Genomic DNA, 20,402 nt, shown 5'->3' with positions numbered 1-20,402 from the left:
ATGACGTCAACCCTCTTCTTGATATCAAGAAGAGGGTTTTTTCGTTATTAGAAAACTTGGCTTTTCGCTTAGTTGCACTGATGCAGTAGGAAAGTTACTTTCCTATCTGCTAAAAAAATGAAGAAAGAAGGGATATACCATGTCAAACAAAGCACCTTTTAAAGCAGATCACGTCGGAAGCTTATTGCGTCCGGACAATTTACACGAAGCAAGGAAAGATTTTAAAGAAAATAAAATCACTGCCGAACAGCTACGCGAAGTCGAGACGAGTGAAATTAAACGAATTGTAGATAAGCAAATTGAAGTTGGCTTGGAAGCCGTAACGGATGGCGAATTTAGACGTACCTGGTGGCACCTCGACTTCTTGGAGCACCTAAACGGAATTGAAGGCTATGTACCTGAAAAAGGATATGCATTTGATGGGGTTGAAACAGAAAAGTACGATGTCCGTAATACAGATAAAATTTCATTTAATCCTGATCACCCATTTGTAAAAGACTTTATCGAATTCAACGAAATTGTCGGCGGACGTGCTGTTGCGAAACAAACAATTCCAAGTCCGAATCAGTTATTTAATAAAGGCATACGTAATGAAACGGTTTATCCTGACATAGAGGAATACGCAAACGATATTATAAAAGCGTATCAAGATGCATTAAAATCTTTTTACGATAATGGTGTACGTTATATACAGTTGGATGACGTCTATATTGCAGGATTATCTTCACCGGATATCCCGTTTAATGATGGGGCAACTTCCAGAGATGACTTAATTAATCTTGCATTACGTGTCATTAATGGAGTTTTGGAAGGAAAACCGGATGACTTAACGGTGACAACACATCTCTGTCGTGGAAACTATCAATCTACCTGGGCTTTTGAAGGGAGCTATGCACATATTGCCCCAACATTATTGGCAAAAGAAAAAGTAGATGGATTTTTCCTGGAATACGATGATGATCGCTCCGGAGATTTTAAACCATTGGATCACATACCAAATGGCGGAGCTCAGGTCGTGCTTGGTGTAGTGACATCGAAAAATGGCGAACTCGAAGATAAAGAAGCAATTAAAGCACGTATTAGAGAAGCCTCTGAGTATGTGCCATTAGAGCAGTTAGCCCTAAGCCCCCAATGCGGATTCGCTTCTACGCATCACGGGAATAAATTAACCGAAGAACAGCAATGGGATAAATTGAAATTTATCGTGGATACCGCAAAGGAAGTTTGGGGATAAAACGAAAGGCGAACAGTGCCAGGCACTGTTCGCCTTTTTCGTTGCAGGAAACCATAGAATTTAAAAGCAGTGGATAATTTATTTACCGAAATAGCCAAGCGGCAGTGGAAGTTCAACTAAAACCGCCACTTTGCGTGGCAACGTTGAACCACACGCGATGCGCGGGCGCAGTTTGTATGTTGCTAAACGGGCGCTTGCGCTTTTGTTCAATCAACAGACAGTACGTTTTAAAACTTATATCCTTGGGAAAAGAATACTAGTTTATAATTTCCTACAGGAGGTGTTTTTAAAATGGCCATAGAAATCATTGGATCCTATCCTTCTAAAGATGAAGCAGTGAATGTGGTAGATCGTTTAGAACTTAAAGGATATAATGCTAAAAACATTATCATTTTTGCAAATAATGATCATTCGAAGGATTTGGAAAAGCGCACGGATGTAAAGGTTAAAACTGATCCATCTGAAAATGAAGATGAATCCTTTATAGATAAGGTAAAAAAAATATTTACGGAGCATACAGATACAGATTCCCATATTGAATTACACGAGAAATTAATAAATTCTGGCGTATCAGAACATCAAGCAAAAAAGTATACAGATGAGGTCCAAGCTGGAAATATTTTGGTTCTAGCAGATGATAATTTAAAAATGGGAAATGATGCAACGAGTAACACCATAAAAATGGAAGAAGCAGTCATACGTCGCGATTAATCGTATGATTTTCCAAAAGGCGAACAGTGCCAGGCACTGTTCGCCTTTTTTTGTTTGACAATACCTCTTAATTGAGTTTATTTATGTAAAAAATGTACATAATAACTCGATCCGACATATAAAGACAGCTACGGGAACCCACTGCTCCGACTTACTTATGATTTTACCGAACATGACCGTAAGCTACATGAATTTATCACGGCAAGATGTGCTGAAATCTTAGAAGAGATGGGTGCCGAGACTGTGGAGCCTACTGAGCTGACGGAGCACTTTGATATCGTCCCTGCCCACAATGACCATATTACTGGTGGTGTCATTATCGGAGATGACCCAGAAACTTCTGTACTGAATAATTATTTGCAAATGTGGGACATGGATAATGTATTCGTAATTGGAGCTTCTGCTTTCCCACATAATGGTGGCTACAACCCTACAGGTACGGTCGGTGCATTGGCGTATAGAGCAGCTGAAGGAATTATAAGATTCAGGGAAGAAGATGGACAGCTTGTAGAAGCTCAAAAGAAAAAAAACAGTAAGCTAGCTTAAGAACAATGATTCTCTATTGAGTTCAAAAGCATGAAATTAGGCGAACAAGCATCGTTCGCCTACCTTTACCGCCAATATAATTCAGAAAATTGCGTTATATATACCCAAAGGAATTTCATAATCAAATGCGTATGAATTAAATAAATTGGGCATCATACTCAATGATTGAAATTATAATAGTTCAATATGTATGGAGGAGGAATAAAATTGGCCGATGAAAATGAAAAAAAACAATCAGGGATGTCCCGCCGGAAGTTTATTAGAAATTCCAGCTACTTAGCTGGTGGTGCAATTGGTGGCGGTATACTTGGTTCACTTTTTGGCACAAATATTTTTAATGACGATCAACAAACTGCTCCGGAAACAACAACTGGTGGAGAAAATGATTATAATCGTGCGCTTATGTATTTTACCAGACAAAAGGATTTTAACATACTAAGCGAAGCAACGGAGCGAATTTTCCCCGAAGATGATAATGGTCCCGGTGCTATCACGTTAGGTGTTCCTTTTTTTATAGATCACCAGTTGGCTGGATCATACGGCAATAATGATAGAGAGTATATGAAAGGACCTTTTTATCCAGGTTCTGATTTTCAGGGGTATCAAACACGACTTAAAAGACATGAAGTCTTCGATATTGGAATTCAAGCAATAGAAAGAGAGAGCCAGAACGACTTTGATGCTTCTTTCTTGGATCTTGAAGGAGATCAACAAGATCAGATATTGAGTAGATTTCAAGATGACGATGTAGAAATGAAAGGTGTTACGCCTACTACTTTTTTTGAATTGCTACGCTCAGCTACCATTGAAGGTGCGTATGCAGATCCACTTTACGGCGGTAATGGCGATATGGAAGGTTGGTTGATGAAAGAGTATCCAGGCACCTATATGAGTTACTTAGATGAAATTGAAGAAGAAGAATTTATTAATAAAGAACCACAAGCTTTAAGAGCACATTTTTAATATAGGAATGGAGGAAAAAAATTATGGCGACAGAATTAGATAAGGTAGAAGTAGTTACAGTTGGAGTTGGTTGGACAGGCGGAATCATTGCTGCGGAACTTGCCAAAGAAGGAGCAAATGTCGTTGGCCTTGAACGTGGAAAAGGTAGATCTACAGAGGATTTCCAACAGGTTCACGATGAATATCGATATGCTATCCGATATGATTTGATGCAGGATTTATCTAAAGAAACAGTAACATTTAGGAATCATAGTGATGAGCGCGCACTTCCGATGCGCCAATTAGGTTCCTTCCTACTTGGGGAAGGTGTTGGTGGATCTGGTGTACATTGGAACGGACAAACTTGGCGTTTCTTACCATATGATCTTGAAATTAAGACACTTACTGATGAAAAATATGGAGAAAATAAATTGGATGAAAATTATACCATCCAAGACTGGGGAATAACCTACGATGAGTTAGAACCTTATTTTTATCAGTTTGAAGAAACAACTGGTATTAGTGGTGAAGAAAATCCAATGAGCGCACCAAGAAGTAATCCGTATCCCACTCCACCAATGAAGGAAACGCCGATTACGTTACGTTTTAAAGAGGCTGCTAATAATTTAGATCTCCACCCCGGCCATATTCCTTCAGGTAATTTATCAGAAGCCTATGAAAACCCTGATGGTGAAACCATTGCTAAATGTCAATATTGCGGTTTTTGTGAGCGTTTCGGTTGTGAATATGGCGCCAAGTCTACACCGAATGTTACCGTCCTTCCCACTGCTGAAAAAACTGGAAATTTCGATTTAAGAACACACTCTAACGTAACCGAAGTGATGTACGATGGCAATAGAGCAACTGGTGTTAAATATGTAGATTTGCAAACAGGAGAAGAATTTATTCAACCAGCAGACGTCGTTGTATTAACAAGCTATGTGATGAATAATGTCCGTTTGCTTTTAAACTCTGGAATCGGTCGTCCTTATGACCGGGCAACGGGATCTGGCGTTATTGGTAAAAATTATTGTTATCAGATCCTTCCAGGTGCCACAGGGTTCTTTGAAAATGAAAAATTCAATACGTATATGGGGGCTGGCGCACTAGGTGCTGCTGTAGATGACTATAATGGGGATAATTTTGATCATACCGATCTAGACTTTATACATGGTGGAGTTGCTGCGATTACCCAAACTGGACAGCGTCCTATTAATAACAATATCGTTCCTAAAGACACACCCAATTGGGGGGCGGAATTTAAAAATGAATCGTTAAAATACTATCACCGAGCATTAAGTGTTAGTTGCCAGGGTGCATCCATGCCTCATCGGGAGAATTATTTAGATTTGGATCCGGATTATACTGATAACTTTGGATACCCACTTCTTCGGTTAACTTATGACTATACAGAACAGGATAGAAACTTACATGATTTCCTTATGGATAAGTGTGCAGATATACTCCATGAAATGGGGGCGGATATAGTTGAACCCACTGAAATGACAGACCATTATAACATTGTGCCTTATCAAACAACCCATAATACCGGAGGTGCCATCATGGGTGGTGACCCTGAAACTTCAGCGGTAAATAATTATTCCCAAATGTGGGACGTGGACAACCTATTTGTCGTAGGTGCTTCTGCATTCGCACATAATGGAGGCTATAACCCAACTGGTACAGTGGGAGCTCTCGCATATCGAGCAGCAGAAGGAATTATAAAATTCAGGGAAGAAAATGGACAACTTGTAGAAGCTAATAAGACAAAGAACAGTAAGCTTGCCTAACTTATAAGAAAAGGAGGTGTGAAAATGGGCTTTACAAATATAGGCATCCCGGGCTTAATTCTCATTGTAATCATCACTTTAATTATTTTCGGGCCGAAAAAACTACCAGAAATCGGTTCTGCCTTTGGGCAAACCCTCTCGGAATTTAAGAAATCAGCCAGCAGCCTCGTGAGTGATGATGATGATCCAATAGAAGAAGTAAAAAAAACCGAAACATATGACCCTCAAGCAGAAAAAACAGAATAGTTATAGTTATAAGGCGAACAGTGCCTGTCACTGTTCGCCTTTCAGCTTTCGGGGCTGTTTGTTCCGCGTCCAGAGACTCTCGTCCAGCGTCCAGAGCGTCCTGTCCAGCGCTCAGAGCACTCGTCCAGCGTTCATAGCAGCATTCGACAAAAACTGGGAGCGTGCCTGGTACTGTTCGGTCGACATGCCCCCTCCCCCTCCCGTATAATACTCCCTAAAGGGGGATGTAACGATGTGCTTAATTAATTTTCATTTAAATGATCATCCAAATTATAAATTAATTGTTGCTGCGAACCGTGATGAGTTTTATGGTCGCCCAACTGCGCCTGCTAACTTTTGGGAAGACGAACCGCACATTCTGGCAGGACGGGATTTGGTTCAGATGGGAACCTGGCTTGGCGTTACAAAGCAGGGGCGTTTTGCTGCCTTAACGAATTTTCGTGATCCGGATCACATGCAAGCTGGCACGTATTCTCGGGGTGAAATTGTTACGAATTATTTAGCCAACGATATTTCTGCAACATCATTTCTTCATACATTAAAACAGGACAAAGGTAAATATGTGGGTTTCAATGTAATTGTCGGCGATAAAGACCAATTATTCCATTACAATAATGTACATGATGAAATAACCGAAATAGCACCAGGAACACATGGGTTAAGTAATGATACGCTGAACACTCCATGGCCAAAAGTAACAAAAGGAAAGAAAAACCTGCGAGACTATGTCATGAACCAGGAAAAAATCCAACCCGATGAACTTTTTGAGATTATTTCAGATGCAGAACACGCTCGAGATGAGGATTTACCAGAAACAGGTGTAGGAATAGAGTTCGAACGAAAACTGTCTCCCCTATTCATCCAAACCCCGGATTATGGTACTCGCTCCTCCACTGTTCTGCTCATCGACAATCAAGATAACGTCACTTTTCATGAGCGCGTCTATGATAAAGGTATCTTTAAAAAAGAGAATCAATTTTCCTTTCAAATGGAATGAAAGTAAGCGAACAGCATCATTAACTGTTCGCTTACGTTTTGTTAGTTCCTTCTTCTGTAATAATGGCTTCGGAATGTTCGTGCCATATTTATATGCTCGATGGCCTCATTTTATTGGGGGGAAGTCTAGGAGAAATGGTGATTTCATTAGGCGTATATGCCATATAGTCTAATTTAGTTGTTTAACGACTTTTTTTCCTAAAGAATTACAGGTTACGATAGGGCGCTTGTGGTGTTGAGGAGAGAAAAGATTGAGTGGTTCTCCCTTTCATAACAGGTTCTGCCAGTTACGTTTATTATAAAGCATTCGTATAATTGTAACTGATCTCCTATCCTCAATTACAGTATAAAATACAATGTAATTCCCTACTAATAAATGCCTTATTCCCATTTTTGCTAAACGAGTATCATGTACCAGAGCATTTCTATATGGCATATGCTCCAAATTTATGATTGCATCTGCAATTTTTCCAATCACTTTTTGTGCTGATTCAGGCTCCAAGAGTTCTTTTGAAATATACCTGCCTATTTCACGTAAATCATTTTCAGCAGGCGTTGTAATGACAACATTGTAAATCACTTTATAAATCCTTTTGGATGTCCGACAAGGCATCCCTGAATGGACGAACTTCCTCTACTTTCATGGAGTTGATACCTTCATCTATTAACGTATAAAGCTCAAATTTACCAATAATTTTTTCGTATGTTTCAATACTCATAACTGCTAAATCCTCTTGGCCGTTTTTCGTAATATACATTGGCTCATTATATTTATGGCAAAATTCCGATATCTCATTGTAATTATTTCTCAAGTCCGAACTTGGGCGAATGTTTGGCATATTAGCACCTCCATAATATATTCTTATTATATCACTTTGCTGATATGATATCCATTGTTAATAAGCCCATTTCTATGCTGAATTCAAACTGCGATAATCCGATTTCAATTACCCAGCATCATAGAAACTTTGTATTTATATGTCACTTCTTGTGTTTTCATCTCATCCACTTGTTCTTCAAATCTATGAACGATTTGATTGATTCGATCTGTTGTGTGTTTCCTGCTTCCGCCTTTAGCCCTCCCAATCGCACTAGGCAGACTTCATTCCGATTGTTGTGGTGAGAAGGACTGTTGTTTCATCGTTCAGAGTTCCTCATCCAGCGTTCACAGCTGTTTATCCCGCGGTCAGAGCATCAGATCCAGAATTCGACAAAATCCGAGGTGTCACAGGCACTGTTCGGTCAATCGAACAATCAAGATAACGTCACATTTCATGAGCGCGTCTATGATAAAGGTATCTTTAAAAAAGAGAATCAATTTTCCTTTCAAATGGAATGAAAATAAGCGAACAGCATCATTAACTGTTCGCTTACGTTTTGTTAGTTCCGAATCTGCCCATTCCCATATATATAAAATTTACTCGACGTCAATGCAGGTAGCCCCATTGGGCCTCTCGCATGTAGTTTTTGTGTACTAATACCAATTTCTGCTCCATAACCTAATTCAAATCCATCTGTAAACCTTGTAGAAGCATTGTGATAGACAGCTGCTGCATCTACATGTTGCAGGAAAATAGCAGCATGTTGATCGTCTTCTGTAATAATGGCTTCGGAATGTTTCGTACCATATTTATTTATATGCTCGATGGCCTCTACATTCGTTGAAACCAACTTAACGCTGACAGATAAACCTAGGTATTCACTATACCAATCTTCTTCTGTCGCAGATCTTGCTTCTGAAAATGCGTTACAAACTGCTTCATCCCCATATATCTCCACACCTTTTGCATCGAGTTGAGAAAGTAAGCTGGCTCCATGCTTCTCAAACCACTTCTCATGAATCAAAATCGACTCTGTTGCATTACAGACCGATGGCCGCTGCAGTTTCGCGTTTAATACAATTTCCTCCACCATCCCTTTTTTAGCAGTTTCGTCAATAAACATGTGGCAATTGCCCGCTCCTGTTTCGATGACTGGTACCGTCGATTCACGGACAACGGTATCTATTAATTTTTTCCCACCTCTTGGTATCAACACATCTAAATAATCGTTTAACTGAAATAATTCTTTTGCCGTTTCTCTGTTTGTGTCCTCTATTAATTGCACCGCATCCACCGGCAGAGCACTCTTTTCAAGTGCATGGTGAATGGAGCCAACAAGTGCGATATTGGAAAATGTAGCTGAAGAGCTTCCTCTTAAAATCACCGCATTTCCTGTTTTCAAGGTTAGTGTTGCCGCATCAATCGTCACATTTGGCCTTGCCTCGTAAATCATCCCAATGACACCTATAGGAACCCGTTTTTTTTGAATCTGCAAACCATTTTCTTTTTCAATCGTTTCAAGTAATTCTCCGATCGGATCTTCCAACTCAGCTATCTGCTTAATCGCTGAGGCCATTTCTTTTATCCGTGTTTCATTTAACATAATACGATCGAGCACCGCTTCAGACAGGCCCTTGGCTTTTCCTTCGCTGATATCCTTCTCATTTTCTGCAAGAATGCTCGCTTGATCTGCTACCAGCTGTTCCGCAATAACATGTAACGCAGCATTTTTTTCATCACTCGTTACCCCTGTCAATACATAACTAGCTTCTTTAGCCGCTTGCCCCTTTTTTCGCACTTCCGTCATGTTATTCACTCCCCATTTTCACCCAGCCGTCACGATGGATAACTTCAGCGGACTTTCCAACACCACGCACGTCATCTCGTTTTTCGACTGTTTTTTTTAGTTCATCTGATGAACAATTAATTTCACCTTTGCCCAAAAAACCGCTTGTACCATATACGTTTACCACATCCCCTTTATGGAATGTTCCTTTTACATTAAAAACGCCTGCAGGTAATAAGCTTTTTCCATTATATAAAATGGCCTCTTCTGCACCCTGATCGACATAAATTTCCCCAGCACTTTCCGAATGCAATGCAATCCATTGTTTCCTCGTATTAACCGGAGCATGGAACTGATTGGCAATATAAGTGCCGTCCCCTTCCCCGTTTAATACGTCCAGCAATTTAGTTGTACCATTCCCGTGGCCGATAAAGACAGGTACGCCAAGCGTCATCGCCGTTTTTGCAGCAAGTAGTTTTGACTTCATCCCGCCTGTGCCAACTTTTGAACCTGTATCATCAGTCCCATTAACCATGTCATCTGTAATATTTTCCAGAAAATGAATCTTCTCAGCAAGTGGATCCTTCCGTGGGTTTCCATCATAAAGCCCGTTTATGTCTGTTAAAATAATCAGCTGATCTGCATGGACAAAACCACTGACAAGCGCTGAAAGCATATCATTATCGCCAAATGTCAATTCTTCAATCGATACGGTATCATTTTCGTTAATAATTGGCAGGATTCCGCGTTCCAACAGCTCCGTGATTGTAGAAAAAGCATTTCGATAGCGTTCCCGATTGGAAAAATCATTTCGCGTTAATAAAAGTTGCGCAGAAATAAGATTGAACGCTTTTAATTTTTCAATATAGGATTGAATTAACAATCCCTGTCCTACAGCCGCCGCCGCTTGCTTCCCTTTAATTGTTACAGGTCTGGAAGAATAGCCTAATCCAGTAAAGCCTGCCGCAACTGCCCCCGAAGAAACTAAAATAACCTCATGATTTGCCTGGCGAAGAGCTGCCAGAGCTTGAATATGTTCAGCTAATTTCCCCTGATCAACTTCACCTTTATCATTTGTTAAAGAACTACTACCTATTTTGACAACGATTCGTTTTTTTCCCATGTTGATTGCTCCTAGATTTTTTTAATACGACATAAAAAAAGCCCATTCATCCCTTGTAAAAAGGACGAAAGAGCTTCGCTTCCGCGGTACCACCATTATTGAATGTTCCTGCACATTCCACTTTACTCCGATAACGCTGAAGAAGCGCCCAACTATTACGACGGGACTCTGAAGGCAGGTTCTATGGCTTGTCTGCATGCGGAACCTTTCAGCTCATAAATTCCGCTCTCTATTACATCAAGATACACATACTAATCCTTCGTTAACGTTCATTTATATCTATTAGAATTATTATGAACCGAATCCTCTTTTATGTCAAGGGGAACAGCGACCATAAGTGACTGAACCCTTCGACACTTTCATTGCTAATTAACAAAATTCATTGACAACTAATCTAGATCTGATATCATTAGAAATATTTATATGTACGAAATTTGTTTTTGCTGGCAAATGAGAAAGTCTAAAAACGTTCTTCCTGCATACGTGCACGAAGCCTTTCACCAATTACTTGGCACAGGAAAACGAGCAGCTCGAGAAATTTATTTAGGACAATAGATAGAGGGGGTACCATAATGACGTTTCATATATTAATTGCGGATCCACTTAGTGAAGAAGGTATTCAACCCCTTCGTAGCTTGGAAAATGTGAACATTATTACCGATACGAATTTAACACCAGATGAACTAGGAGAAAAAATTGCTGATTTCGATGCGCTACTAGTTAGAAGTCAGACACAAGTTACAAGCGAAATAATCGAGAAAGCTACCAACTTGAAAATTATCGCCCGTGCAGGGGTTGGAGTAGATAATATCGACTTAAATGCTGCTACCGAACACGGCATTATTGTTGTCAATGCCCCTAATGGGAATACAAACTCAGCAGCAGAGCATACAATGGCTATGATTATGTCTCTATCAAGGAAAATTCCGCAGGCCTATAACGCATTGAAAAACCATCAATGGGAGCGAAAAAAGTATGTCGGAGTGGAACTGAAAAACAAAACACTTGGCGTAATCGGTCTTGGTAGAATTGGTGCAGAAGTATCCTCTAGAGCAAAAGGACAACGCATGAATGTGATGGCATATGACCCATTCCTAACAGAAGAAACAGCAGAAAAGATGGGGATTCGTTATGGCACAGTTGAAGAGGTTCTTAAAGCAGCAGACTTTATTACCATCCATACTCCTTTGTTGAAAGAAACGAAGCATATGATTAATGCAGAAGCTTTTCAAAATATGAAACAAGGCGTGCAGATCATCAATTGTGCTCGTGGCGGAATCATTGATGAGGAAGCATTATACGACGCAATTATCTCCAAAAAAGTCGTGGGCGCTGCATTGGATGTATTTGAGGAAGAACCATTCCTGGATAACAAACTACTGGAACTACCAGAAGTAATTGCGACACCGCACTTAGGCGCAAGCACCTTTGAGGCACAGGAAAATGTGGCAGTCGATGTCAGTCATGATGTTGGAACTTTTTTAACAGGTGGATTGGTCAAAAATCCAGTTAACTTACCTTCTGTACCAAGAGAAATTATGAATAAAATTGAACCTTACTTTAATTTAGCGGAAAAGCTAGGCTCCTTCCTGATTGGCTTAACACAAGATGTAGCGGAAGAAGTAAATATCTATTACTCTGGTGATTTATCTGAATTAGAAGTAGCACCGTTAACCCGAAACACGGTAAAAGGACTGCTGCAACGACATCTCGGCGACCATGTAAATGACGTGAATGCTCTTTATTTAGCCGAAAGAAAAGGAATAACCGTTCATGAAAGTAAAACGACATCAACGAAAGGCTTTACCAATCTGCTAACTGTTGAGGTCAAAACAAAATCTGGAACTAGAAGCGTGTCAGGAACTTTGTTAAATGGTATGGGACCACGAATTGTGAAAGTAGATGATTACAGTGTTGATGTCACACCAGTTGGACATATCGTTGTCATTCATCATAAAGACCAGCCAGGTGTGATTGGCAGGATGGGATCCCTTCTCGCAGAACACAATATCAATATTGCAACCATGCAAGTGGATCGATCCGATATCGGCGGGAATGCAATCATGGTGCTGACGGTCGATAAGCATATGGAACAGGATGAACTAGAGACATTAAAACAATTAGAAGAAATTTATGACGTGACAGGGATAGACCTATGAAGTAAAAGCTAAACAGCATGTGATCTTTGAATTCAGATCACATGCTGTTTTGACTTAGGAAAAGGGCTTTTTGTTGCTATTATGTCCGCAGTTGAAATTTTTAATATAATAATAACAACAATCTTTTAGAAAACAGCCTAGAAAAAAGTAGTGGTCATGAAAAACGATACTCAAAGCTATCAAGTAGGACGAATCTGGTTTTTCTGCATCTTTATAAATACAGTTGTAATCAATTTAGAAAAGAGGAATATCCCAATATACATTAGAAATAAATGTAAGAAGTTAGCCCCTTTATGTAATTCAAACAAATCATGCAACGTTAGCACTGGTTTAATGATAAATGATAAAAAGATTGTTAATCCTAGTGTATAAAGGTAATAATTTTTGTTATTATTTAATGTCCATTGATAAACCAACATAAATGCTACCGGAATCAATGTAGCTTCTAGGGATATATTTCCTGTAAGAAAAGGCGCAAGTTCGTGTGGATATCCCCACAATCCCTGTCTATCTCCCCATGAGTTTGTATAGCCAAACCAAACATGAATATTAAAACCATAGAAACCTAATAAGAATATTTTACTTCTATCGATTAAAAAGTATAAAACCACTAATGGCATAATAAAAAATAACAGTAACATCACCCAAAATTCCCATGTTTCAATATTAGAGTACATATACCAGTAATCTGCCTCTAACTGGGTTACTTGCTCTTTCAATGATTTAATCTCTAGATAGGATTCTAAATGATTCTTTTCCATTACATTCGCCCCTCATACAACAAGTTACATGTAGTTTTCACAAGTAATTCAAATCTATGTGTAAGCGTAATACAATGGAAATATAAATAAGCATATCAATACTTCTTTAAAGCTTCTTAACTAGTGGAACTAACTTCTCCAAATCCGAGATTTCATACGTTGGATTGATATCCCTTGACGTGTTTTGCTTGCGATTTAGCCAGACTGAATCCATTCCTACCCTCGATGCACCTAGAATATCTGTCATTAGATTATCTCCGACCATTACTGCCTCATCCTTTTGAACAGAAAGAAGATCCAGTGCATGTTCAAAAATAGACACGTCCGGTTTCCCCTTTCCAAAAGCACCTGAAACGACAATATGGTCAAAATATGGCACAAGTTCCGGCGTAATATCAAGTTTAGTTTGCTGCAGATCAGGAGAACCATTGGTAAGGAGCAATAATTGATACTCCCCTCTTAACTGATCTAAAACGCGAAAGGTATCCGTGTATACAAAAGGCATTTCCCTTCGAATCTTGGGAAAAGTCTCTGCCAGCTCATGGCCAAATGCTGGATCATCAATACCTAAATCATTCAACCCACTCGTCCAGGCATCTCTGCGATACACTGGAGCCAGCTCTCTTAATCTGCGAAAAGATTCACCATCATCCATAAAATTACCCCACAGACCTTCAAATGGATTTATCCCAATCATCTGTGTAAAATCATATGTATCATAAGACATGTATAGCGCCCGAGCATTTTTACGAACCTTCTCTTCTAGCATAATAGGATCAATATCATATTTCTTCGCTGCAATCTCACAAGTTGCTTTAAACGTCTCTTCAACACTCTTCTCATCCCAAAGCAGCGTATCATCCAGGTCAAACAGAATTGCTTTGATCATCTACTCATCCCCTTTCTATTAGTGTGTTTTTTGCGTGTTCAATAAGCAGGATAAAAAGAACCGAGTCGGCATTTTTAACCGACCTTTTGAACATCCTCTATTAGTATAGCAAAACCATTTAACAAGTAAAATTCTAGTATTCTACCAGATGTTTGTTATACGCATCTGTCGTAAAACGTGGCATTCGTTAAAGGGATTTTTAAAAAGTGTTCTTTACTTTGTTAGGCTAGGTAAGTTTATACTTTCTTGTCTACAAATAAATTGACTATCAAATCAGCGCATTTTGATAGTCAAATTGTTTTACAGATAATCTAACATTCGTTGAATTTGTTACATACAACGACTAGTTCCTTGTACGTAACTTAAGTAGAGATATCACTAATTTCCTTATTCCCCATAGCTTTCAATCATATTAGCCATGTGTGCATAGGCTCCACCTGCAAGTAGAGCAGATGTCACTAAAACAGCTTCTGATAATTCTTCGTTGGTCGCTCCCTCTTTATCCGCATTTTGAGTATGAATTTCAATGCAATATGGGCATTGCGTGCCATGAGCTACCGCCACTGCAATAATTTCCTTGAATTTCACACTCAATTTACCAGCTTTCATAGCTGCCGTATTGAATCCAGCGTATCCTTTGAATCCTTCAGGAGCATATTTACTTAAATTACCAAGTTGTTTTAGATTAGAGCGAAGATATAACGCATCACCGGCTTCCGCATCCTTTGCACCATGCATATGTGTACTGTGCGTTACTGCTCCACCTGCTTCGATACCCGCAACGACAAATACTGCTTCTGTCAACTCTTCAAGCGAAGCCCCTTCCGCTTTTGCGTTTCGCGTATGCGAATCAATGCAATAAGGACATTCAGTAACATGAGCTATTGCTACAGCGATGATTTCTTTCTCTTTTTTCGTTAGCGCTCCCTCTTTCAAAACTGCTTCATTAAACGATGCGAATGCTTGTAGTTGCTCAGGAGCAAGATCTTTTAATTGGTTTAAATGTGCCATATGGCTTTTTTGATAGAAACTATTAGACATGGTAAAACTTCCCTTCGTTAAAATTTATTTTAAAATTTCTGGCTGCAGATTATTTCCCGTAGATGAAAAAATTCCTGCATCCTCTACTTTTCTTAACACATCAGAAATTGGTTGATCTTCGTATTTGGTGATTTCTCGACGTTTCTGTATCGCTTGAAATACATCCATACTTGTCACCCTTTTCTGTTTATATTCAATACTAACATAATTTCGGCTTTTGAATGAGGGAACGTGCTTGTAAACGTTTATTTTTACTGCCAAAGAAAAAAGGAAAGCATCTTATTATAAAGATGCTTTCCTTTTATTATTTATTCTAATTCTATTAATTTACTACTCTACTACAGTTACATCAACTGTACGTACGCCCCAGCTAAATGCGTCTTCGGTTGTTGGAACATGAACGTCGATTTTATTACCATTAATTGCGCCACCGATGTCGCCTGCTACTGCATGGCCATAGCCTTCAACATATACTTTAGAGCCTAGTGGAATAACGCTTGGATCAACAGCAATTACCTTTTTATTCGGATTTGCATTTAAGTCAAGTCCTGTTGATGTAATACCAGAGCAACCTTCACAACCAGCTGTATATGCTGTAGAAGTTACAGAAAATGTTTCACCATTAGCATTTTCCTGTGTATTGTCTTCCGTTTTTGTTACAGTCTGCGTTTTTTCTTGTGTTTCAGTTGATTCTGCTTTTGGTTTTTCCTGTGCTTCCGCAGCAGCTTTGGCTTCAGCTTCTTCTTTTGCTTTAGCAGCTGCTTCGGCCTCAGCTTCTTCCTCTGCCTTTGCAGCGGCTTTAGCGTCCGCTTCTTCCTGCGCTTTTGCAGCTGCTTCGGCTTCAGCTTCTTCCTCTGCCTTTGCAGCGGCTTTAGCATCCGCTTCTTCCTGCGCTTTTTCAGCTGCTTCGGCTTCAGCTTCTTCCTCTGCCTTTGCAGCAGCTTTAGCATCCGCTTCTTCCTGCGCTTTTACAGCTGCTTCGGCTTCAGCTTCTTTCTCTGCCTTTGCAGCGGCTTTAGCATCCGCTTCTTCCTGCGCTTTTGCAGCTGCTTCGGCTTCAGCTTCAGCTTCTACTTCTTCACTTGGCTGATTATTTTCGTTAGATGATTCGTTGACATTGGCTGATTTATTATCAGGTACTTGTGCAACAGCTACATCTTTCTTTTCAGCATTTGTATCTTTAATAGTTAACGTTTGACCGACTGTGATGAGATCTGATTTAAGGTTATTCCATTCTTTCAAATCAGTTACCCGTACACCAAATTTGTTTCCGATACCGGATAAAGTGTCACCTTTTTCTACTTTGTATTGTTCGTCAATGATTAGTATTTGGTTTGGATGAATAAGAGATGACTTTAAATCATTTACATCAAATAAGTCGTCAACGGTCGTGTTATATGCGTTTGCTATACTCCATAAGCTGTCACCTTTTTGAACCTGAACTTCCGCTGCTGAAACATTTGATAAAGAAGCGCCAGCTACAATGACACCTGTAGCAACCGTAGCTACTAATTTTTTCACTATGTAGTCCCCCTTAAATTTTCAATTCAACTTATAATAGCACATTCTTCCAGGCACTAGGTTACACGAATATTAAAAGTAGATTACAAGCGTTATCGAATGGTAATAAATTTAATAGTTTGCTACCATCTGATTATTGGGAAAACATCGGTTAAACCTCCACAACGCACTTCTTCCATTAATGAATTGAAATGAAAAACTATTTTTATACAGAAATGCTATCATAAAACTTACAAGCAACCGCGGGAGGTTCGTAATCCAATGCCCACATTCACATATGGCACAACAACAATCGACTACATCCTATACAGACAAGAGCGCAGAGACATGAAAATATCAATCACATTAGCAAATCTTGTTTTCTACCAAGGCAGATTCATTGCCACGGTTCCTCAAAACTGGTCACAAAAGCAGGTACAAGATACATTGGAAAAACAACTGATTAGGTGGTACCGTAAGCAGGGGGTAAAAAAGCTTCAGCAACGCACAACCTATTATCAATCGCTTCTCAATGTACAGCCAAAATCAATCAACCTTCGAACACAGCATAAACGGAGGGGTACATGCACGCCTGATGGTGATATTTACATCAATTGGCGACTAATCATGGCACCCTCAAACGTATTTGATTATGTTATCGTACATGAATTGACACATTTAATCATTCAAGATCATTCAGTGGAATTCTGGAAACTCGTCAAATTCATTCTTCCAGATTATGAATATAGAAAAGAATGGCTACGCGTTAACGGACTTTCCCTCCAACACCAGAAGGAGCAGACTTGCTCGCTTTCATTTCTATAAATTTACATACAAAAATCCAGCTCAATGAAGTGTGAACTGGATTTTTAAAACTTTATTTAACAACCATAACTGGGCAACCAGCGTTTTGAACGACATTGTTACTTACACTTCCAAGGAATTTCCTTACGCCGCCTAGACCACGACTTCCAATAATGATTAAATCAATCTCATTATTCGCTGCATACTCACAGATTTCCCCACCTATATTCGTTGATGGATTACTAACAAGAACCTCTGTTAGAACCTCTATCCCTTCCGCATCAAATTCTTCTTTAACCTTTTGCATTTGCGGACGAAATTCTTCTGCTGCTTCATTCGCCAAACTACGGGATATAATCGTATTTGTGTTTGGACCCGTTTGCCTAATGATCGAAATAACATGAACCTCTGTTTCTGGCTCTTGTTTCGATTGATACTTTGCTTCATGGATTGCTTTTTTACTTAGCTCAGACCCATCATAAGCCACAAGGATTTTCTTCGTCATCTTGAAACCCTCCCTTGCATATTGAGCACCATCTTTCTCTCTTTATTATATCATAATGGAACATGCTTATACCTTAACTTTCCACATCATTCCCCAATTTACGATACTTTTTGTGATAAAAGTAGAACGTGATCGCTAGTGTTATAATCGCCATCGTAACTAAAAACACCATACTCTGCCCTAATAGAACGGGTGAGTCCATAAAAATAACCGATCTAAAACCTAGTACAGAGTAAGTCATTGGTAGCCATCCATGAATTGTTTGAAGTGGTGAAGCAAGAAGTTCAACCGGAAAGGTTCCACCGCTTCCACCAAGCTGCAGAATTAATAAAACAATTGCAATAAACCTTCCAGGGTTATCTAGCACACCCACCAACATAAAAATAAGACTCATAAACACAAAGCTGACCAGGTACGTAAAGCCTATAAATGCCAGTGGAGATTCGACCGATAAATTAAGAATATACAAAAGAAACACAAGTAAAACGGATACCTGTAGCGATGCCACTATCAGAATAACGCCAAGTTTTCCAAGAAACCATTGTTTCCCATTTTCATGCGGACCTAACGCCTCTCGGAATGGATAAATAATCGACAACGTAAGGGCTCCGACATAAAGACCAATAGACAAAAAATAGGGTGTCAAGCCCTCCCCGTAAGAGTAATTGCTTTCTTCAAACGTACTTTGGGATTCAATTGGTGAAGATGCCATTTCTTCCTGCTCAGCTGAAGGGGAGATTCCATTCGTAACTTCAGCCAGTTCAGCTATATTCGAATTAATTTCATTGGTCCCTTCCCTGACATCCTCCAGTCCATTTACCAAATCCTTTCCACCACTATTCGCTTCCATTATCCCTTCTTCCAAATTCGAAGCACCATCACTAGCATTCGTTGTTCCTTCAGAAAGCTGTGCCAATCCACTTGTCACTTCATCTTGATAGCTTAATGCCGTCTGATAAACAGATTCTAAGTTATCTAGCCCATCATTTACTTCAGCTACCGACTGATAAACCTTTGTTTCAATAGTATTGAAGTTCTCGTATGATTGCAGCCCTTCTCCAGCCTCTTGAATATCCTGAAGTGTTGATTCCAACGCATGTAAAGTTCCTTCCGCCTCATCCAAACCGTCATAGAAGGTGTCCAATGCCGTTACAACTTTATTAATCTCTTGCTTGCCATCATCAATTGGCTCCACAATAGATTCCATCGATTGTTGCTCTTCCTCCATCTGATTTTGAAATTCAACGAGACGCCTATTCATATTATCTACTTGTTCTTCCATTTCATATTGATCATTCGGTTCTCCCTCGAAGTCCGCAAGACCACTTTCGTACCATGCAACCAATTCTTCATTCTCCTCCCATTCAGGAAAATGATTATCCAGAAGGTCTGGAAGTTTATGATAATGAGCTTCCATCTCTTCAATCGTTTCTATAGGTTCCGATGCAAGCACCGTGAATTCATTCAAAAATTGCTCAACGTCATTTGCTAATTGTAGGCTTTCATCAAATACATCTTGCATACCTTCTTCTTCTCTTTCAAGTTTCTCCGCGACTTCATCCATTCTCTGTTGTGCCTTCTCCATATCCTTGTATACCGATTCAACATGGTCTAGGTTTTCTGTTATGGAATAACTATCCAGTGATTGATTTAATGTCTCCACAAGATCTAGCCATTCATCCAGCTGTTCTTCTAGTGCATGTGTATCGCCATGTTCCAGAAAAGCTTCTATTTCCTCCGTTTTGTCTCTGATTGACGCGAACGTACTCCTCCCTTCTTCCATTTGGTCGGAGTGTTCAAGGGTATCTGTCACATGTAGCCATTCTGCTTCCGCCTGCTTAACACCTGTATTTAATTGCTCTATTCCCTCAGTAAGTTCACCTACTCCATCCATTAACTCAGCCAGACCGCTACTCAAATCCCCTGCTCCATCTAGAACTGTATAATTCGCTTCAAGCAATGATTCTGTTCCGTCTTCAATATCATTTAGATGGTTACTGAATGTGTTAAAAGAGTCATTCGCAACCTCGACATAAGCAAATGTTAATGCCTCCGATAACTCCTCCTCCATCTCAGAAATAGCACTGTCCGCTATTTGCGAAGAAACGAAATTATAATCTTCATTCACTTCATAATAAAGTGTTCCTCTTGCCGGCTCATCTTCCATCACACTAATAACGTCTTCCGAAAACACCTCCGGAATATGCACATAAAAATAGTATTCAAAATCGTTCATTCCTCGACGGGCTTCTGCTTCGCTCACAAAATGAAAGTCCAATGCAGCTTCATCTTGAAGATTAGCTATAAATTCGTCTCCCGCTTGTACTTCCTCTCCCTCTAGCATTGCGCCTTCATCCTCATTAACTACCGCTACAGGAAGCGATTCAATTTCCCCATACGGATCCCAGAACGACCAAATCAACAAGCCTCCGTATAATAGCGGCATCAAGATAATCCCCATTAGTGCGATAACTAATTTCTTGGATGCAAAAATACCTCTCAGTTCATGACTTATTCCCTTCATATTTCCCCTCCAAATTTTATTTTT

19 protein-coding genes and 1 pseudogene are annotated in these 20,402 nt (G+C 39.6%); 9 read left to right on the top strand and 11 right to left on the bottom strand.

Annotated features, from left to right (window positions below):
- Positions 1-139 precede the first annotated feature (139 nt).
- The 7 genes and pseudogenes from OLD84_RS06535 (at position 140) to OLD84_RS06505 (ending at position 6,466) form a co-directional block, all read left to right on the top strand.
- Positions 140-1,234 (top strand): 5-methyltetrahydropteroyltriglutamate--homocysteine S-methyltransferase, encoded by a 1,095-nt coding sequence (locus OLD84_RS06535; RefSeq protein ID WP_209463246.1) that lies wholly within the window; start codon positions 140-142, stop codon positions 1,232-1,234.
- 291 nt (positions 1,235-1,525) lie between these two features.
- Positions 1,526-1,945, top strand: coding sequence for a YflT domain-containing protein (locus tag OLD84_RS06530; RefSeq protein ID WP_209463245.1), 420 nt, complete (start codon positions 1,526-1,528; stop codon positions 1,943-1,945).
- A 105-nt stretch (positions 1,946-2,050) separates the two neighbouring features.
- A pseudogene (locus OLD84_RS06525) lies at positions 2,051-2,491 on the top strand (GMC oxidoreductase); the annotation flags it as partial.
- Positions 2,492-2,698: 207 nt separating this feature from the next.
- A complete protein-coding gene (locus OLD84_RS06520) occupies positions 2,699-3,454 on the top strand; it encodes a gluconate 2-dehydrogenase subunit 3 family protein (RefSeq protein WP_245301572.1) in 756 nt (251 codons plus the stop codon).
- Between the two features lie 23 nt (positions 3,455-3,477).
- Positions 3,478-5,223 carry a GMC family oxidoreductase gene (locus tag OLD84_RS06515; protein WP_209463243.1) on the top strand — a complete coding sequence of 582 codons (1,746 nt, stop codon included), beginning with the start codon at positions 3,478-3,480 and terminating at the stop codon, positions 5,221-5,223.
- A gap of 24 nt (positions 5,224-5,247) precedes the next feature.
- Entirely contained in the window at positions 5,248-5,469 is a 222-nt protein-coding gene (gene tatA / locus OLD84_RS06510) for a twin-arginine translocase TatA/TatE family subunit (protein ID WP_209463242.1), read from the top strand.
- Between the two features lie 232 nt (positions 5,470-5,701).
- Positions 5,702-6,466 carry an NRDE family protein gene (locus OLD84_RS06505; protein WP_209463241.1) on the top strand — a complete coding sequence of 255 codons (765 nt, stop codon included), beginning with the start codon at positions 5,702-5,704 and terminating at the stop codon, positions 6,464-6,466.
- Positions 6,467-6,733: 267 nt separating this feature from the next.
- Here OLD84_RS06505 and OLD84_RS06500 read toward each other — a convergent pair whose 3' ends face one another.
- The 4 genes from OLD84_RS06500 to proB form a co-directional block, all read right to left on the bottom strand.
- The gene (locus tag OLD84_RS06500; protein WP_209463240.1) at positions 6,734-7,045 is read right to left on the bottom strand and encodes a type II toxin-antitoxin system RelE/ParE family toxin; all 312 of its coding nucleotides are present in this window, start codon (positions 7,043-7,045) and stop codon (positions 6,734-6,736) included.
- Between the two features lies 1 nt (position 7,046).
- A complete protein-coding gene (locus tag OLD84_RS06495; RefSeq protein ID WP_209463239.1) occupies positions 7,047-7,304 on the bottom strand; it encodes a type II toxin-antitoxin system Phd/YefM family antitoxin in 258 nt (85 codons plus the stop codon).
- A gap of 541 nt (positions 7,305-7,845) precedes the next feature.
- Positions 7,846-9,093 (bottom strand): glutamate-5-semialdehyde dehydrogenase, encoded by a 1,248-nt coding sequence (locus OLD84_RS06490; RefSeq protein WP_209463238.1) that lies wholly within the window; start codon positions 9,091-9,093, stop codon positions 7,846-7,848.
- 1 nt (position 9,094) lies between these two features.
- Positions 9,095-10,195, bottom strand: coding sequence for a glutamate 5-kinase (gene proB / locus OLD84_RS06485; protein WP_209463237.1), 1,101 nt, complete (start codon positions 10,193-10,195; stop codon positions 9,095-9,097).
- A gap of 572 nt (positions 10,196-10,767) precedes the next feature.
- Here proB and serA point away from each other — a divergent pair.
- Positions 10,768-12,354 carry a phosphoglycerate dehydrogenase gene (gene serA / locus OLD84_RS06480; RefSeq protein ID WP_209463236.1) on the top strand — a complete coding sequence of 529 codons (1,587 nt, stop codon included), beginning with the start codon at positions 10,768-10,770 and terminating at the stop codon, positions 12,352-12,354.
- A 179-nt stretch (positions 12,355-12,533) separates the two neighbouring features.
- On the opposite strand, the gene OLD84_RS06475 is transcribed toward serA, so the two are convergent.
- The 5 genes from OLD84_RS06475 to OLD84_RS06455 form a co-directional block, all read right to left on the bottom strand.
- A complete protein-coding gene (locus OLD84_RS06475) occupies positions 12,534-13,115 on the bottom strand; it encodes a CBO0543 family protein (RefSeq protein ID WP_209463235.1) in 582 nt (193 codons plus the stop codon).
- A 106-nt stretch (positions 13,116-13,221) separates the two neighbouring features.
- Complete coding sequence (locus OLD84_RS06470; protein WP_209463234.1) at positions 13,222-14,004, bottom strand: HAD family hydrolase; 783 nt, start codon at positions 14,002-14,004, stop codon at positions 13,222-13,224.
- 387 nt (positions 14,005-14,391) lie between these two features.
- Entirely contained in the window at positions 14,392-15,045 is a 654-nt protein-coding gene (locus tag OLD84_RS06465) for a carboxymuconolactone decarboxylase family protein (RefSeq protein WP_209463233.1), read from the bottom strand.
- Between the two features lie 24 nt (positions 15,046-15,069).
- Positions 15,070-15,213, bottom strand: a complete 144-nt coding sequence (locus tag OLD84_RS06460; protein WP_209463232.1) for a nitroreductase family protein — start codon at positions 15,211-15,213, stop codon at positions 15,070-15,072.
- A gap of 162 nt (positions 15,214-15,375) precedes the next feature.
- Positions 15,376-16,566 (bottom strand): 3D domain-containing protein, encoded by a 1,191-nt coding sequence (locus OLD84_RS06455; RefSeq protein ID WP_209463231.1) that lies wholly within the window; start codon positions 16,564-16,566, stop codon positions 15,376-15,378.
- A 261-nt stretch (positions 16,567-16,827) separates the two neighbouring features.
- Between OLD84_RS06455 and OLD84_RS06450 the strand changes: the two genes are divergently transcribed.
- Entirely contained in the window at positions 16,828-17,370 is a 543-nt protein-coding gene (locus tag OLD84_RS06450) for a M48 family metallopeptidase (RefSeq protein ID WP_209463230.1), read from the top strand.
- A gap of 52 nt (positions 17,371-17,422) precedes the next feature.
- Here the strand turns inward: OLD84_RS06450 and OLD84_RS06445 are convergent, their stop codons facing one another.
- Both OLD84_RS06445 and OLD84_RS06440 read right to left on the bottom strand, forming a co-directional pair.
- Complete coding sequence (locus OLD84_RS06445; protein ID WP_209463229.1) at positions 17,423-17,854, bottom strand: universal stress protein; 432 nt, start codon at positions 17,852-17,854, stop codon at positions 17,423-17,425.
- 73 nt (positions 17,855-17,927) lie between these two features.
- Entirely contained in the window at positions 17,928-20,378 is a 2,451-nt protein-coding gene (locus tag OLD84_RS06440; protein WP_209463228.1) for a YhgE/Pip domain-containing protein, read from the bottom strand.
- Positions 20,379-20,402 lie beyond the last annotated feature (24 nt).

It is taken from the genome of Virgibacillus natechei, from assembly GCF_026013645.1.
Classification (GTDB): Bacteria; Bacillota; Bacilli; order Bacillales; family Amphibacillaceae; genus Virgibacillus_L; species Virgibacillus_L natechei.
This window is presented reverse-complemented; position numbering and strand designations above follow the sequence as displayed.